The organism is Mesorhizobium sp. YIM 152430 (assembly GCF_029210365.1).
GTDB lineage: Bacteria > Pseudomonadota > Alphaproteobacteria > Rhizobiales > Rhizobiaceae > Aliihoeflea.
Genome location: NZ_JARGES010000020.1, coordinates 1 through 16,165, shown reverse-complemented (window position 1 = coordinate 16,165; position 16,165 = coordinate 1). Strand labels below are relative to the sequence as shown.

At 64.6% G+C, this 16,165-nt stretch carries 11 protein-coding genes; 9 read left to right on the top strand and 2 right to left on the bottom strand.

Translation table 11 applies throughout. The features are described 5' to 3' along the window. Window positions 1-9 precede the first annotated feature (9 nt). The gene (gene ubiG, locus PZ895_RS05305; protein ID WP_275837970.1) at window positions 10-756 is read right to left on the bottom strand and encodes a bifunctional 2-polyprenyl-6-hydroxyphenol methylase/3-demethylubiquinol 3-O-methyltransferase UbiG; all 747 of its coding nucleotides are present in this window, start codon (window positions 754-756) and stop codon (window positions 10-12) included. A gap of 154 nt (window positions 757-910) precedes the next feature. Here ubiG and PZ895_RS05300 point away from each other — a divergent pair, with 154 nt between their 5' ends. The 9 genes from PZ895_RS05300 to PZ895_RS05260 all read left to right on the top strand — a co-directional run bounded on the left by PZ895_RS05300 (window position 911) and on the right by PZ895_RS05260 (window position 13,858). Next, the gene (locus tag PZ895_RS05300) at window positions 911-1,837 is read left to right on the top strand and encodes an ABC transporter ATP-binding protein (RefSeq protein WP_275837969.1); all 927 of its coding nucleotides are present in this window, start codon (window positions 911-913) and stop codon (window positions 1,835-1,837) included. Next, the gene (locus PZ895_RS05295; RefSeq protein ID WP_275837968.1) at window positions 1,834-2,595 is read left to right on the top strand and encodes an ABC transporter permease; all 762 of its coding nucleotides are present in this window, start codon (window positions 1,834-1,836) and stop codon (window positions 2,593-2,595) included. The genes PZ895_RS05300 and PZ895_RS05295 overlap by 4 nt, the downstream gene beginning before the upstream one ends. Window positions 2,596-2,721: 126 nt before the next feature. Next, window positions 2,722-3,975, top strand: coding sequence for an aspartate kinase (locus PZ895_RS05290; RefSeq protein ID WP_275837967.1), 1,254 nt, complete (start codon window positions 2,722-2,724; stop codon window positions 3,973-3,975). Window positions 3,976-4,055: 80 nt separating this feature from the next. After that, window positions 4,056-6,326, top strand: a complete 2,271-nt coding sequence (gene ptsP, locus PZ895_RS05285; protein ID WP_275837966.1) for a phosphoenolpyruvate--protein phosphotransferase — start codon at window positions 4,056-4,058, stop codon at window positions 6,324-6,326. A gap of 12 nt (window positions 6,327-6,338) precedes the next feature. After that, window positions 6,339-7,418 (top strand): peptide chain release factor 1, encoded by a 1,080-nt coding sequence (gene prfA, locus PZ895_RS05280; protein ID WP_275837965.1) that lies wholly within the window; start codon window positions 6,339-6,341, stop codon window positions 7,416-7,418. Further along, entirely contained in the window at window positions 7,411-8,265 is an 855-nt protein-coding gene (gene prmC / locus PZ895_RS05275) for a peptide chain release factor N(5)-glutamine methyltransferase (RefSeq protein WP_275837964.1), read from the top strand. The genes prfA and prmC overlap by 8 nt, the downstream gene beginning before the upstream one ends. 290 nt (window positions 8,266-8,555) lie before the next feature. Then, entirely contained in the window at window positions 8,556-9,380 is an 825-nt protein-coding gene (locus PZ895_RS05270; RefSeq protein ID WP_275837963.1) for a DUF4167 domain-containing protein, read from the top strand. Between the two features lie 206 nt (window positions 9,381-9,586). Next, window positions 9,587-12,193 carry an ATP-dependent chaperone ClpB gene (gene clpB / locus PZ895_RS05265; protein ID WP_275837962.1) on the top strand — a complete coding sequence of 869 codons (2,607 nt, stop codon included), beginning with the start codon at window positions 9,587-9,589 and terminating at the stop codon, window positions 12,191-12,193. A gap of 162 nt (window positions 12,194-12,355) precedes the next feature. Continuing rightward, complete coding sequence (locus PZ895_RS05260) at window positions 12,356-13,858, top strand: L,D-transpeptidase (protein WP_275837961.1); 1,503 nt, start codon at window positions 12,356-12,358, stop codon at window positions 13,856-13,858. A gap of 60 nt (window positions 13,859-13,918) precedes the next feature. Here the strand turns inward: PZ895_RS05260 and PZ895_RS05255 are convergent, their stop codons facing one another. After that, the gene (locus PZ895_RS05255; RefSeq protein ID WP_275837960.1) at window positions 13,919-15,865 is read right to left on the bottom strand and encodes a M23 family metallopeptidase; all 1,947 of its coding nucleotides are present in this window, start codon (window positions 15,863-15,865) and stop codon (window positions 13,919-13,921) included. Between the last annotated feature and the right edge of the window lie 300 nt (window positions 15,866-16,165).

Genomic DNA, 16,165 nt, shown 5'->3' with positions numbered 1-16,165 from the left:
CGATTGCGTCTATTCCGGTTTCGAGGCCAGGATCATGTAGTTGACGTCGAGATCGCGCGAACGGTTCCACTGGTCGGTCAGCGGGTTGTAGGTGACGCCGGTGCGCTCGACGACCGACATGCCGGTGTCGGCCAATCCCTTGTCCAGTTCCTCGGGACGGACGAGCTTGTCATATTGGTGGGTGCCCTTCGGCAGCCAGCCGAGAACATATTCCGCGCCGATGATCGCCAGGCCCCAGGCCTTGAGCGTGCGGTTGATGGTGGCGACGAACATCAGCCCGCCGGGCTTCACCATATGGGCGCATTTCGACAGGAAGAGATCGACGTCGGCGACATGCTCGACGACTTCCATGTTCAATACGACGTCGAATTTCTCGCCGGCATCGGCCAGCGCCTCGGCGGTCGTGGCGCGGTAGTCGATCTTCACCTTGGCCTCGGCGGCGTGGATCTTCGCCACTTCGATATTGGTGGCCGAGGCGTCTGCGCCGACCACCTCCGCGCCGAGGCGCGCCATCGGCTCGCAGAGAAGGCCGCCGCCGCAGCCGATGTCGAGCAGGCGCAGGCCGTCGAAGGGTTTTGCGGCGCGCGGATCGCGGCCGAAGTGGGTGGCCACCTGGTCGCGGATATAGGCGAGGCGCACCGGGTTGAACTTGTGCAGCGGCTTGAACTTGCCGTTCGGGTTCCACCATTCCTGGGCGAGGCGCGAGAAGCGTTCGACCTCGCCGGCGTCGATGGTGGTGCGCTGGGCGTCTGACATGCGTGTCTCCTTCAGGAAGGGTCAAGTCGGGCGGGTGCGGGGAAAAGTCAAGCGCACGCAATGTCAGGAGCCTGATGTCGGATTGCATCTGGCGATTGCGTCCTTGGTGCTGCGACCTATATCCGCTGCGCCTCACGCATTTCGAAAGTCCGCCATGCCCCCCGCACTCTCCATCCGAAATCTCACAAAGACCTATGCCTCCGGCTTCACCGCGCTGAAGGGCGTCGACCTCGAAGTGCAGCCGGGCGAAATCTTCGCGCTGCTCGGGCCCAACGGGGCCGGCAAGACGACGCTGATCGGCATCGTGTGCGGGGTCGTCAATGCGAGCGGCGGGGAGGTGAGGGTCGACGGGCACGAGATCGTCGCGGACTATCGCAAGACGCGCTCGATCATCGGGCTGGTGCCGCAGGACGTCTCGCTCGATGCGTTCGAGAGCGTGTGGGCGACGGTGTCGTTCAGCCGAGGGCTGTTCGGCAAGGGAAAGGATGCGGCGCATGTCGAGAAGGTGCTGCGCGCGCTGTCGCTGTGGGACAAGAAGGACGAGAAGGTCATCAACCTTTCGGGCGGCATGAAGCGACGCGTGATGATCGCCAAGGCGCTCGCACACGAGCCGAAACTGCTCTTCCTCGACGAGCCGACCGCCGGCGTCGACGTGGAACTGCGGCGCGATATGTGGGAGATGGTGCGCGGGCTGCGCGCGACCGGCGTCACGATCATTCTGACGACGCACTATATCGAGGAAGCCGAGGAGATGGCCGATCGGATCGGGGTGATTTCCAAGGGCGAGATCATCCTTGTCGAGGACAAGACGGCGCTGATGCAGCGCTTCGGCAGGAAAAAGCTCGAACTGGAACTTGCCGAGCCGCTGGCGGCGCTGCCGGCGGGGCTGGCCGCGCGGGGACTGGAGATCGCGGATAGCGGGCGCCGGCTCGTCTATTCCTACGATACGCAAGGCGAGCGCACCGGCATCACGGCGCTGCTGGCCGAGCTTTCGAGCGCAGGCATCCGCTTTCGCGACCTCGAGACGCGGCAAAGCTCGCTCGAGGACATCTTCGTCGACCTGGTGAGGGAACGGGCATGAACTTCCACGCCGTCAAGGCCATCTACACGTTCGAGATGGCGCGCACGTTCCGCACCATCATGCAAAGCGTCATCTCGCCGGTCGTCTCGACCTCGCTCTATTTCGTCGTCTTCGGCGCGGCGATCGGCTCGCGCATCGAGACGATCGACGGGGTGTCCTACGGCGCGTTCATCGTGCCGGGGCTGATCATGATGTCGCTCCTGACGCTTTCGATCTCGAACGCGTCGTTCGGCATCTATTTCCCGAAGTTCACCGGCACGATCTATGAGGTGCTTTCGGCGCCGATCTCGCATTTCGAGATCGTGCTCGCCTATGTCGGCGCGGCGGCGACGAAGTCGATGATGATCGGCCTCGTCATCCTCGCGACGGCGGCGTTCTTCGTCGACCTGGAAATCCGGTATCCCTTGGTGATGGTGCTGTTCCTGGTCCTGACCTCGGTCAGTTTCTCGCTTTTCGGCTTCATCATCGGCATCTGGGCGGACGGGTTCGAGAAATTGCAGATCATTCCGCTCCTGATCGTCATGCCGCTCGCGTTCCTGGGCGGCACCTTCTACTCGCTCGACATGCTGCCGCCCGTCTGGCAGACGATCTCGCTCGCCAATCCGGTCGTCTATCTCGTCTCGGGCTTCCGCTGGAGCTTCATCGGCACGTCGGATGTCAGCGTCTGGGTGAGTCTGACGATGACGCTCGTCTTCCTCGCGGTCTGCCTCGCCGTCGTGAACTGGATGTTCCGCACCGGCTACCGGCTCAAGAAGTAAGCCGGCCTTCCGCCGCGGGCATGCTCGCTTGCACATGGCAGATGATTTGAGTATGCAACCCGCGCCGCCGCCCGACGCTCAAGACGGGCGGCATGAACCGATCTTTGCCCCGAGGAATTCCCTTTCATGGCGCGTATCGTGATGAAGTTCGGCGGAACCTCCGTCGCCGACATCAACCGCATTCGCAATGTCGCGCGCCACGTCAAACGCGAGGTGGATGCTGGTCACGAGGTGGCCGTGGTCGTCTCGGCCATGTCGGGCAAGACCAACGAACTCGTCGCCTGGTGCCGCGAAGCCTCGCCCATGCACGATGCGCGCGAATACGACGCCGTCGTCGCTTCGGGCGAGCAGGTGACGGCCGGGCTTCTGGCGATCACGCTTCAGGGGATGGGCGTCCATGCCCGTTCCTGGCAGGGCTGGCAGATTCCGATCAGGACCGACAACGCGCATGGCGCCGCGCGCATCCAGGAGATCGACGGATCGTTCCTGCAAAAGCGCTTCGGCGAGGGGCAGGTGGCGGTGATCGCGGGTTTTCAGGGGCTTGCGCCCGACAACCGCATCGCGACGCTCGGGCGCGGCGGCTCGGATACGAGCGCGGTCGCCATCGCGGCCGCAGTCAAGGCGGATCGCTGCGACATTTATACCGATGTCGATGGCGTCTACACGACCGATCCGCGCATCGAGCCGAAGGCCCGGCGCCTTGCCAAGATTTCCTTCGAGGAAATGCTGGAGATGGCCTCGCTCGGCGCCAAGGTCTTGCAGGTGCGCTCGGTCGAGCTTGCCATGGTACACAAGGTGCGCACCTTCGTGCGCTCCTCCTTCGAAGACCCGGACGCCCCCGGCATGGGCGATTTCGACAACCCGCCCGGCACGCTCATTTGCGACGAGGATGAAATCGTGGAACAGCAAGTCGTAACAGGCATCGCCTACGCCAAGGACGAAGCGCAGATTTCGTTGCGCCGCGTCGCAGACCGTCCGGGCGTCGCCGCCGGCATCTTCGGTCCGCTCGCCGAAGCCAACATCAATGTCGACATGATCGTCCAGAACATTTCCGAGGATGGATCGCGCACCGACATGACCTTCACCGTGCCTTCGGCGGACGTCGCCAAGGCCGTGGGGGTTCTGGAGAAGAACAAGGACCAGGTCGGCTTCGACGCCCTTCAGCATGACGAGGGGATGGCCAAGGTTTCGGTGATCGGCATCGGCATGAGAAGTCATGCCGGCGTCGCGGCGATCGCCTTCAAGGCGCTGGCGGACCGCGGCATCAACATCCGCGCGATCACCACGTCCGAGATCAAGATTTCGATCCTGATCGACGCGGCCTACACCGAATTGGCCGTGCGGACTTTGCATTCCGTCTACGGGCTGGATAAGCAGTAAGAGGGGAACGGCCGACACGGAGTCGGTTGCCGGCCCTCGTCCGATCGAGGGCCGGGTAGCGCCGTTGGAGAGAACGGTCGATGCGTGACATGGCGGCGGGACCGCGCGTATTGCTGAGACGGCTGCGCGAACTCATGGCGGAAGCGCTTGAGCCGCAGGAGCGGCTCGACCGGATCGTGCGCGAAATCGCCTCCAACATGGTCGCGGAGGTCTGCTCGCTTTACGTGCTGCGCGCCGATTCCATCCTCGAACTCTACGCCACCGAGGGCCTCAACCCCGGTTCGGTCCATCTGGCGCAGCTCAAGCTCGGCCAGGGCCTCGTCGGAACGATCGCGGCGAGCGCGCGGGCGCTCAACCTGTCCGACGCGCAGAGGCACCCCGCCTTCGCCTATCTCCCGGAAACGGGTGAAGAAATCTACAATTCCTTCCTCGGCGTGCCGGTTCTGAGAGCGGGGCGCACGCTCGGCGTCCTCGTCGTGCAGAACCGCACCATGCGGCAATATCGCGACGACGAGGTGGAGGCGCTCGAAACCATCGCCATGGTGATCGCCGAGATGATCGCCACAGGCGATCTCGCGCGGCTGACGCGGCCCGGCCTCGAACTCGATCTTTCACGTCCCGTCAGCTTTTCCGGCCTGCCGCTCAATGACGGGGTCGGGCTCGGCCATGTCGTCCTCCACGAACCGCGCATCGTCGTCACCAATCTCTTCAACGAGGACACCGATGCCGAACTGGAACGGCTCGGCGAAGCGCTCGGGTCGCTCAGGCTTTCCATCGACGACATGCTGTCGCGCCGCGAGGTGGCCTTCGAGGGCGAGCATCGCGAGGTGCTCGAGGCCTATCGCATGTTCGCCAACGACCGCGGCTGGGTCCGGCGGCTGGAAGAAGCGGTGCGCAACGGCCTCACCGCGGAAGCGGCGGTGGAAAAGGTTCAATCGGACATGCGCGCGCGGATGCTGCACATGACCGACCCCTATCTGCGCGAGCGGATGAGCGATTTCGACGATCTCGCCAACCGCCTGCTGCGCCAGTTGATGGGGCGCGGCCCCGAAGCGCTGGCATCATTGATGAACCGCGACGCCATCATCGTCGCCCGCCAGATGGGCGCGGCCGAGCTTCTGGATTATCCGCGCGACAAATTGCGGGGCCTCGTGCTGGAGGAAGGCGCGGTGACGAGCCATGTGGTGATCGTCGCGCGCGCCATGGCCATTCCCGTCACCGGCCAGATGAAGGGCGTCGTCTCGATGTCCGAGAATGGCGATGCGATCATCGTCGACGGCGAGGAGGGGCGGGTTCATCTGCGCCCGCAATCCGATGTCGAGGCGGCCTATGCCGAAAAGGTGCGCTTCCGCGCCCGGCGGCAGGAACTTTATCGCGAATTGCGCGACAAGCCGTCGGAGACGAAGGACGGCGTCCATATCGACCTGATGATGAATGCGGGACTGGCGGTCGATCTGCCGCAGCTTACCGAGGCGGGGGCGGCCGGCATCGGGCTCTTCCGCACCGAACTCCAGTTCATGGTCGCGGCGACCTTCCCGCGGGCAGAGGCGCAGGAGCGGCTTTACCGCGACGTTCTGGAGGCGGCGGGCTGGAAACCGGTGACCTTCCGCACGATCGATATCGGCGGCGACAAGGTGCTGCCTTACTTCAAGGGTGCGGGGCAGGAAGAAAACCCGGCGCTGGGCTGGCGCGCGATCCGGCTGACGCTCGACCGGCCGGGCTTGCTTCGTACCCAGATCCGGGCGCTGCTCAAGGCGGCCGGGGGACGCGAATTGCGCGTCATGCTGCCGATGGTGACCGAGCTTTCCGAAATCGACGCGGCACGCGACATCTTCGACCGCGAGGTGCGCCATCTCGCCCGTTTCGGACATCACCTTCCGACGAGCTTCAAGCTCGGCGCGATGCTGGAAGTGCCGTCGCTGCTCTGGCAACTCGACGAGTTGATGGAAAAGGTCGATTTCGTCTCGGTCGGCTCGAACGATCTCTTCCAGTTCGTCACGGCCTCGGACCGCGGCAACACGCTTCTGGCCGACCGGTTCACGCCGCTTTCGGTGCCGTTCCTGCGTCTGTTGCGGCAGGTGACGCGGGCGGGGACAAGGCACGAAACGCCGGTGACGCTTTGCGGCGAGATGGCCGGACGGCCGCTGCCGGCGATGGCGCTGCTGGGCGTCGGGTTTCGCTCGATTTCGATGTCGCCGGCGGCGATCGGCCCGGTCAAGGCGATGCTGCGCGACCTGCCGCTGGACCTGTTGACGGCGTTGATCGACGAGACCCTCGACAGGACGGGCGAACATGTCGATATACGCGCTCTGCTCGTCGGCTTTGCCCAAGAGCACGACATCTCACTTTAGGAAAATCCAGGAATGATCGAACTGCCGCGCGACCGGATGGACCAGGTCATCAAGCGCTTCGAGATGCTCGAAGCCCAGATGGCGGCCGGCCCGGAAGCCGATGCCTATGTGAAACTCGCTTCCGAATATTCCGAATTGCAGGACATCGTGGGCAAGGTGCGCGAATTGCTGGCGGCGGAGGCCGAACTTGCCGACCTCGAGGCGATGCTGGCCGACCGCTCGCTGGACAAGGAGATGCGCCAGCTCGCCGAGGCCGACCGGCCGGCGGTCGAGGAGCGCGTCGAGGCGTTGCAGCAGGAAATCCAGATCCTGATGCTGCCGAAGGACTCGGCCGACGAGAAGAACGCCATCCTCGAAATCCGCGCCGGCACCGGCGGCGACGAGGCGGCGCTCTTCGCCGGCGACCTGTTCCGCATGTATGAGCGCTACGCGGCGGCGCAGGGCTGGAAGATCGAGCTGATCTCGGCCAGCGACGGGGAAGTCGGTGGCTACAAGGAAATCATCGCGACGGTCTCCGGGCGCGGCGTCTTCGCCCGGCTGAAGTTCGAGTCCGGCGTTCACCGCGTCCAGCGCGTGCCGGAAACGGAGGGCGGCGGGCGCATCCACACGTCGGCGGCGACCGTCGCCGTGCTGCCGGAGGCCGAGGAGGTCGACATCGACATCCGCGCCGAGGACATTCGCATCGACACGATGCGCGCGTCGGGCGCCGGCGGCCAGCATGTCAACACGACCGATTCGGCCGTGCGCATCACCCATCTGCCGACCGGTATCATGGTGGTCTCGGCGGAGAAGTCGCAGCATCAGAACCGCGCCAAGGCGATGCAGATCCTGCGCGCAAGGCTGTTCGATATCGAGCGCACGCGGCTTGCCGACGAACGCTCGGAATCGCGGCGCACGCAGGTGGGTTCGGGCGACCGGTCCGAGCGCATCCGCACCTATAATTTTCCGCAAGGGCGGCTCACCGACCACCGTATCAACCTCACCCTCTACAAGCTCGACCGCGTGATGCAGGGCGAACTCGACGAGGTGATCGACGCGCTGATCTCAGACCACCAGTCGAAGCTGCTCGCCGATATGGGCGTCCATGGCTGAACCGGTGGAACTCGGCGAGACGATGCGGCGGGCGCGAAAACGCCTGGAAGAAGCCGGCATCGACAGCGCCGAGATCGATGCGCGGCTGATCGTCGAGCATGTGACCGGGACCACCCGGCTCGACCTGATCGCCCGGCCGGACCAACTGGTCGCCGCGACGCATGCCGAAGCGATCGAGGCCGCACTGGCGCGGCGTGCGGCGCGCGAGCCGGTTCACCGCATTCTCGGAGCGCGCGAGTTCTACGGTTTGCCGATGGGCATTTCGACGGGGACGCTGGAGCCGCGGCCGGACACGGAAATCCTCGTCGATGCCGTGCTTGCGGTGGCGGGTGACGGGCCGCTGCGCATCCTCGATCTGGGCACCGGAACGGGTGCGATCCTGATCGCGCTTCTGGCCGAACGCCCGCAGGCGAACGGCATCGGGATCGATATTTCCGACGATGCTCTTGAAACGGCGACCGCCAATGCCGACCTGAACGGGGTCGCGCATCGATTCAAGGCATTGAAGTCGGACTGGTTTGCGGATGTTGCCGGCGAATTCGACGTGATCGTCTCAAATCCGCCCTATATCGCAACGAGAGATATTGGCGCTCTCGACATAGATGTGCGCGGGTTCGACCCGCAGCGCGCACTCGACGGCGGGGCGGATGGTCTGGACTGCTACCGCATCATCGCGACGGGCGCGGGAGCGCATCTCGCCGGCAAAGGATGGATCGGCGTCGAGATCGGACACGACCAGAAGAATGCGGTCACCGCGATTTTCGAAGATGCCGGTTTCGACTGTCACGAGGCCCGCAAAGATCTTGGCGGCAATGATCGCGTTTTGATCTTCCGGGAGCGCGGCTGACCGGGGAAGCACGCAAAAAGGACTTGGCAAGACAAATCAATCCCGCTAGGTTTCGGCTACCGGATGTGACGAAGCAGGCAGTGCTGTCATCGATTCGGTTCCCGTGACACAAACTGCCTTCTGCGTATGAGACGCCTTTGCTTCGCGCGGGGAATGTCCGGGCGTGACGCGAAACCGAAAAGCGGGAAAATGGGCGACGGCGCGTCGAGTGGCTGATCGCCGGAGCGATATTGCGGAACGGGCAAGGCTCGTGCGCCGCATGGATATCCCTGAAAGATGAAGAGAAACTGATGAGGCCACAGCAGAACAGGCGTATGCGCGGACGCGGCAACAACAATAACAATAACAACAACGGAAACAACAATAACCGCAAGGGTCCCAATCCGCTTACCCGAAGCTATGAAAGCAACGGTCCGGACGTCAAAATTCGCGGGACCGCGCAGCAGATCGCCGAAAAATACACGACGCTCGCGCGGGATGCGCAGAGTTCCGGTGATCGCGTCATGGCTGAGAACTATCTCCAGCACGCCGAGCACTACAACCGCATCATCGCGACCGCGCTGGCGCAGCAGGCCGCAACCCAGCAGCAGCAGCGCGACCAGCGCGAGGATGACGACGAGGACAGCGACGGCAACGATGCCGGCTTTGACGGCAGCGGCAATCAGGGCCAGCGCGGCGACCAGACCCAGCAGCCCCGCGACGAGCGCCAGAATCGTGACAATCGCGATCGTGACAATCGCGGCAACCGCGAGCCGCGCGAAAACCGCGACGGGACGATGGGCGACGGCAGCGGTCCGCAGCCGGTGATCGACGGGGTTCCGGCCGAAGTCGCGCTGCACCAGGACGATGCAACGCCAACTGAAGGCCGCAGGCAGCGTGCCCCGCGCCGCGAGCGCGCCCCGCGCGCCGAGCAGGCCGGTGGCGAAGGCGATGTGACCGCCGTTTCCAGCCCGGCACAGCTTGCCGCAAGCGTTCAGAGCGCGGAAGCGGCCGGCGACGACGAGGGCGCACGCAAGCCGCGCCGTCCTCGCCGCCCGCGCCTCAAGGCAGACGAAAACGAGAGCGCGGCGACGGCTGACGACAAGTCGGACGATGTGGGCGAAGCGGCGGCCTGACCGCCGACGACTTTGGCCATTCGGGAAGGGCGGTGTTCATCCACCGCCCTTTTTTGTTGCCCGGCGAAGTTGCGTTCACTTGAGCGCGCGGGGGGCTCTTCCCATATTGCCGGAAACGGAGCCTGCCATCCGCATTCGGGGGCTCGTCACCACAATCTGATCCGGCGCTGCGTGCCAGGCCGGGGACGGAACGGAGACAGGAAGACATGAATATCGAGAAATATTCCGAACGGGTTCGCGGCTTCATCCAGTCCGCGCAGACAATGGCGCTGTCGCGCAATCATCAGCAGTTCACGCCCGAACATCTGCTCAAGGTGCTGGTCGACGACGAAGAGGGCATGGCCGCCTCGATGATCGAACGGGCCGGCGGACGCGCGCGCGACGTGCGCCTCGGCGTCGATGCGGCGCTGGAGGCGTTGCCGAAGGTCGAGGGCGGCAACGGTCAGCTCTACCTGGCGCAGCCGCTCGCCAAGGTGTTCACCACCGCCGAGGACGTGGCGAAGAAGGCCGGCGACACGTTCGTGACCGTCGAGCGTCTCCTGACGGCGATGGCAATGGAAAAATCGGCGAAGACGGCCGACATCCTGGCAAAGGCGGGTGTGACGCCGGTTGCGCTCAATCGTGTCATCGAAGACATCCGCAAGGGCCGCACGGCAGATTCGGCTTCAGCCGAACAGGGCTATGACGCGTTGAAGAAATATGCGCGCGACCTGACCGCCGATGCGCGTGCGGGCAAACTCGACCCGGTGATCGGCCGCGACGACGAAATCCGCCGCACCATCCAGGTGCTGTCGCGGCGCACCAAGAACAATCCGGTGCTGATCGGCGAGCCCGGCGTCGGCAAGACGGCGATCGCCGAAGGGCTGGCGCTGCGAATCGTCAATGGCGACGTGCCGGAATCGCTCAAGGACAAGCAGTTGATGGCGCTCGACATGGGCTCGCTCATCGCCGGCGCGAAATATCGCGGCGAGTTCGAGGAGCGGCTGAAGGCCGTGCTGTCGGAGGTCCAGTCGGCGGCAGGCGGCATCATTCTGTTCATCGACGAGATGCATACGCTGGTCGGGGCGGGCAAGGCGGACGGCGCCATGGACGCCTCGAACCTCCTGAAGCCGGCGCTGGCCCGCGGCGAATTGCACTGCGTCGGCGCGACGACGCTCGACGAATATCGCAAGCATGTGGAAAAGGATGCCGCGCTCGCCCGCCGGTTCCAGCCCGTCTTCGTCGAGGAGCCGACGGTCGAGGACACGATCTCGATCCTGCGCGGCGTGAAGGAGAAATACGAACAACATCACAAGGTGCGGATTTCCGACTCGGCGCTGGTTTCGGCCGCGACCTTGTCCAACCGCTACATCACCGACCGTTTCCTGCCCGACAAGGCGATCGACCTCGTCGACGAGGCGGCGTCGCGGCTGAGAATGCAGGTCGATTCCAAGCCGGAGGCGCTGGACGAGATCGACCGGCGCATCATGCAGCTCAAGATCGAGCGCGAAGCCCTGAAGGTCGAGCGTGACGACGCATCGAAGGACCGGCTCGTGCGGCTCGAAAAGGAACTGGCCGATCTCGAAGAGGAATCGACGCGGGTGACGAGCCTGTGGGCCGCGGAAAAGGAAAAGCTCGGGCTGGCGGCGGACCTCAAGCGCCAACTCGACGAAGCACGCAACGAACTTGCCATCGCCCAACGCAAGGGTGAGTTCCAGCGCGCCGGCGAGCTTGCCTATGGGCGCATTCCCGAACTCGAGAAACGGCTTGCCGAAGCGGAAGCCCAGGATGGGGCGGTTTCCATGGTCGAAGAGACCGTGAAGCCCGATCATGTCGCACATATCGTTTCGCGCTGGACCGGCATTCAGGTCGAGCGACTTCTGGAAGCGCAGCGCGAAAAGCTGCTCCGAATGGAAGACGAACTCGCCAGGTGCGTCGTCGGCCAGGGAGAAGCGGTGCAGGCGGTATCGAAGGCCGTGCGGCGCGCGCGTGCGGGGTTGCAGGACCCCAACCGGCCGACCGGCTCCTTCATGTTCCTCGGTCCGACCGGCGTCGGCAAGACCGAACTGACCAAGGCGCTCGCCCATTTCCTGTTCGACGACGAAAGCGCGATGGTGCGCATCGACATGTCGGAATATATGGAGAAGCACTCGGTCTCGCGCCTGATCGGCGCGCCTCCCGGCTATGTCGGCTATGACGAGGGCGGGTCGCTGACGGAAGCGGTGCGCCGCAGGCCGTATCAGGTCGTCCTCTTCGACGAGATCGAGAAGGCGCACCCCGATGTCTTCAACGTCTTGCTTCAGGTATTGGATGACGGCCGTTTGACGGACGGACAGGGCCGCACGGTCGATTTCCGCAACACGCTGATCATCATGACGTCGAATCTGGGCTCCGAACATCTCGTGGCGCTGGGCGAAAACGACGATGTCGATCTGGTGCGCGACAATGTGATGGGCGCGGTGCGGGCGTCCTTCCGACCCGAGTTCCTCAATCGCATCGACGAGATCATCCTGTTCCATCGTCTGCGGCGCAGCGATATGGGGCAGATCGTTTCGATCCAACTCGAACGCCTCGAAAGGCTGCTGGCGGATCGCAAGATCACGCTCGCGCTCGACCAGGATGCCGTCGACTGGCTTGCGGCCAAGGGCTACGATCCTGCCTATGGCGCGCGTCCGCTCAAGCGGGTGATCCAGAAGGAGCTTCAGGATCCGCTGGCCGAACGCATTCTCAATGGCGATATCTGCGATGGCGCCCTGGTCAAGGTGACGGCCGGATCAGACAGGCTGAACTTCCGCGCGGCCGGCGGTGGGATGGCCGTCGTCGAAGCGGCCTGATCGCATTCACGGACCGGCCGGCCCGTTCGAAAATACAGAACGGGCCGGCCATTTTCATGTCCCGTTCATCGTCCATGAACCATAGTCGGCTCGTCGCCGCGAGGCGATGATCACGTTTGATCATCGCGTGCAACCGTAACGCATCTGGCTGGTTTGATAGAAATGATCGCTCGACCGTTTTCACTCGCCCTTCTCGGTATGCTCCTTTCGGCGGGCACTGCCAGTGCAGCCATCTCGCTTACCGAACCGCCGGAACCGCGCGCGGACACGGGCGGCGACGTCCAGATCGCCCAGCGCGAGGTCGATGTCTATTACGACCAGTTCGGCCGCGAAGTGCTGGTCGATCCGTATACGGGCGAAGTCATTGCCATCGTGGGCGGAGGCGGCGGCGCCGTTCGTCAGGAAAGCTATATCGAGCCCGATCCGTGGGGCGGCGACTATATCGTGCCCGAACGATACGATCCCTATGAGGACGATCGACGTCTGAGACGCGAACAAAGACTGCGCGAACTCGGCCGCTATCCGGGCGGGCGTTCCGACGGATTTCCCGAATTCCGCGAGCCGCCACCGATTCCAGAGCCGCCGCGACCGCAGATGGCAGCCCCGCAACCCGCGCCGAGCGCGCCGCAACTGGCCGCTCCGCAGGGACAGCCCCCGTCCGCCCTGCCGGGAAACGTGGAACGTCAGCCGCTGGGCGATCAGACGACGGCCAGCGTCTCGGGCGAGGAGCCGACCGGCCTGACCCAGCCCGGCACCGTCATCGAAATCGATCCCGGCACGCAGCCGCCGTCAATCTCCACGCCGCGCGCTTCATTGGCCGGGGCCAGCGAAGACGTGGCAAAAATACAGATTCTCTTGTCGCGCGTCGGTGCATCGCCGGGCGTCGTCGATGGCCGGATGGGCGACAATGTCAACAAGGCCATCGCGGCATATCGCGACCTGCGCGGAGAGGCGTTGCGCACATACGATCCCGAGACGATCGAGGCGCTGTTGCAGGAAACCGGCGGCGACGCGTTCCAGGAATACGAGATCACGGCGATTGATGCGGCAGGTCCCTTCATCGCGTCGGTGCCGGAGGATTACGGCGAGAAAGCACAGCTTGAGAGCCTCGGCTACACCTCCGTGGCCGAGAAGCTCGCTGAGCGGTTCCATATGGACGAGAACTATCTGCGCGCGCTCAATCCGGGCATCAATTTCGAGCGTCCGGGAATGCGTATCCGCGTCGCCAACGTTCCGCGTCCGAAACGTGAGAAGGTTGCGCGCATCGTCGCAGACAAGAGCGCCAAGCAGGTGCGCGCCTTCGACGCGAGCGGCAATCTCGTGGTCGCCTATCCGGCGACCATCGGTTCTCAGGGAACCCCGTCGCCGACCGGTACGCATACGGTGGAGCGTATCGCGCTCGATCCGGAATATACCTACAATCCCAAGATCAATTTCCAGCAGGGCAACAATGACCGCGTCCTGCGCATTCCTCCGGGGCCGAACGGTCCGGTCGGATCGGTCTGGATCGCGCTGTCGAAGCCGACCTACGGCATTCACGGTACGCCCGAGCCATCGAAGATCGGCAAGACCTATTCGAATGGCTGCATCCGTCTGACGAACTGGGACGCGCAGGAACTGGCCAAACTCGTGTCGAAAGGCGTCACGGTCGAATTCCGGGACTGACGCTTCGCATCGGAAAGCAACGGAAAGGGCTGCTTCGGCGGTCCTTTCTTCGTTTTCCGCTCAGTTGGTCGCCGCCATGCGCAGCGGCGGGACCGGGTCGCCGTTCAAGAGCGCGTCGATCCGCTCGCGCTCATAGGCGAAGGCTTCCAGTTCCGCGCCTTCGAGCGAGCGATTCTGCGGCAGGCGCACCCGCATCGGGTCGACCTTGGTGCCATTGACGATCAGCTCATAGTGAAGGTGATTGCCGGTCGACAGCCCCGTCGAGCCGACATAGCCGATGACCTGGCCCTGGCGGACCCGCGCTCCGGGCACGACGCCGTCGGCGATCGCGTGCTGGTGACTGTAGGACGAGACATAGCCATTGGCATGGCGGATGATCGTCTGCCGGCCATAGCCGCCCGCCCAGCCCGCCTTTTCCACAGTTCCATTGCCCGACGCGATGATCGGCGTGCCGCGCGGCGCGGCCCAGTCGACACCCGTATGCGCGCGCACATAGCCCAGGATCGGATGCCGACGGCTGCCGAAACCAGATGTGAAGCGGCCATTGGGGACCGGATTGCGCAACAGGAACTGGCGCGCCGAGCGACCGTCTTCGTCGAAATAGTCAAGCGTGCCGTCTTCCATCTGGAAGCGATAGAAGCTGCGCGTCGTCGCGCCGAAGGAGGCGCTGACATAGAGCAGTTCCGAATCGCCGGTCGCGTTGTCGTCTTCGTCGGGATTGGAGAAGAAAAGCTCGATCCTGTCGGAGGGTCCGAGCCGCGACTGATAGTCGACCTCGGCGGCGAGAAGCCGGATCAGTTGCCGCGTCATGTCGCGGTTGAGCCCGTAGGAATAGGCGGCGCGGTAGATGCCGTCATAGACGCTGGGCAGATTGCCCGTCGCGCCGACGACCGGAATCGAGCCCTGCATGGCGATCGAGATCGCCGGGTTCGGTTCGGGCTCGTCGCCGGGCACGAACTGGCCGCGGTCGTCGATGGCGACCGTCGCGCGGTGGGCGGCTTCCTGATAAAGGCTCGCGCGCATGATGCGGGCGCGGTCGCCGCTGATCTCCAGCCCGATGCGCAGCACGGAGCCTGCGGCGAGCGTTTCGGTGCCGACCAGCTTGGCAACGGCCTCGGCCATCGCGATCGAGGGCGGATCGTCATAGCCGGCGTCGGCCAGAAGCTCGGCAATCGGCTCCTCGCGGCGCGCCACGACCATGTCCTCGGCGAATTCGGGCGTCGAGCCGGCGGCCGGCTCGCGCGGGGCGATCGAGACGTTCTCGGGCACGACGCGGATGCCGTAATTGCCGAGCGCGGTGCCGGCCAGACCGTCGCCGAAACGCTGCGGGTCGACATAATGAAGCGCGGCGACCTGAATGTCGCCATCCGTCAGGATCGCGCCGGTGTTGCGCACGACGGCCTCCACCTCTTCGGCGGACAATTCGCTGCGCATGTCATAGGCGACGTCGGCGAGCGGAAAGGGCGTCGTCCGAAGGCTGACTTCGCTTTCGACCTTGGCACCGTAAATCTGACCCATCGCCACCGTGGGCGCGGCGGGCGTCTCCTCGGCGAAGACCTCCAGCGGATCGAAAGCCGGATAGTCGCGGTCGGTCGAGTGTCCCGCGGCCAGCGCCATGTCGACATGAACGAATGGAACCGTGCGCACGATGTCGACTTCGTCCTCGCGCTGGAGCGTGGAGATCTCCATGCGGCGGCGGTCGGACGTGCTCGCCAGGACGCGCGAGGCGACGAGGCGGCCGGTCTTGGTCGCCTCGCCCGAGGCGGTGACGGCGGGGTCGCCTCCGAACGGAGTCGCGGCCTGCGAGGCGCGCAGCACGATGTTGCCGGCATCGAGGGCGGCGAAGAGCGCGACGCCCATCAGGATGCTCGACGTGATGCCGGTCAGGAACGTGCCCGACAGCCAGCGCGCGGAAATCTCGCGGCGGTCCGGCGGCCCGTTGCGGCCGGCGCCGTTGAGCGGCGGCTCGTCTCCCAGTTCCCGTGCGGCCAGATCGAAATCGTTCATGCAATTTCTTCTTGAAGCGCGCCCGCGATGGATCGAAGCGCGCCGATTTGCAGTCCGTGACGGACAATTGCCCGCCGCCACCGGTGAAGTCAACGAAGCGGCGGACACTGGCCCGACCCATCCACGCCTTCTCCGCCCATGCTGGGTCAATCTGGCCCTAATTGGGCACGCGCGGACATGCGCGCGAACGGTTTGGCATTTTCGGAGGGCCATTCCGTTGGGTGACACAAAACTTTCGCAAAAACTTTGAATTGGTCGTTGACAGTTTTGCGGGGGTGGGACTATAACCCGCTCAACAAC

Excerpts from the sequence above, each read along its gene's own strand:
- clpB (WP_275837962.1), top strand. The coding sequence starts at position 9,587 with ATGAATATCGAGAAATATTCCGAACGGGTTCGCGGCTTCATCCAGTCC.
- PZ895_RS05300 (WP_275837969.1), top strand. The coding sequence starts at position 911 with ATGCCCCCCGCACTCTCCATCCGAAATCTCACAAAGACCTATGCCTCC.
- ubiG (WP_275837970.1), bottom strand. The coding sequence starts at position 756 with ATGTCAGACGCCCAGCGCACCACCATCGACGCCGGCGAGGTCGAACGC.
- prmC (WP_275837964.1), top strand. The coding sequence starts at position 7,411 with ATGGCTGAACCGGTGGAACTCGGCGAGACGATGCGGCGGGCGCGAAAA.
- PZ895_RS05290 (WP_275837967.1), top strand. The coding sequence starts at position 2,722 with ATGGCGCGTATCGTGATGAAGTTCGGCGGAACCTCCGTCGCCGACATC.
- PZ895_RS05295 (WP_275837968.1), top strand. The coding sequence starts at position 1,834 with ATGAACTTCCACGCCGTCAAGGCCATCTACACGTTCGAGATGGCGCGC.
- PZ895_RS05255 (WP_275837960.1), bottom strand. The coding sequence starts at position 15,865 with ATGAACGATTTCGATCTGGCCGCACGGGAACTGGGAGACGAGCCGCCG.
- prfA (WP_275837965.1), top strand. The coding sequence starts at position 6,339 with ATGATCGAACTGCCGCGCGACCGGATGGACCAGGTCATCAAGCGCTTC.
- ptsP (WP_275837966.1), top strand. The coding sequence starts at position 4,056 with ATGCGTGACATGGCGGCGGGACCGCGCGTATTGCTGAGACGGCTGCGC.
- PZ895_RS05260 (WP_275837961.1), top strand. The coding sequence starts at position 12,356 with ATGATCGCTCGACCGTTTTCACTCGCCCTTCTCGGTATGCTCCTTTCG.
- PZ895_RS05270 (WP_275837963.1), top strand. The coding sequence starts at position 8,556 with ATGAGGCCACAGCAGAACAGGCGTATGCGCGGACGCGGCAACAACAAT.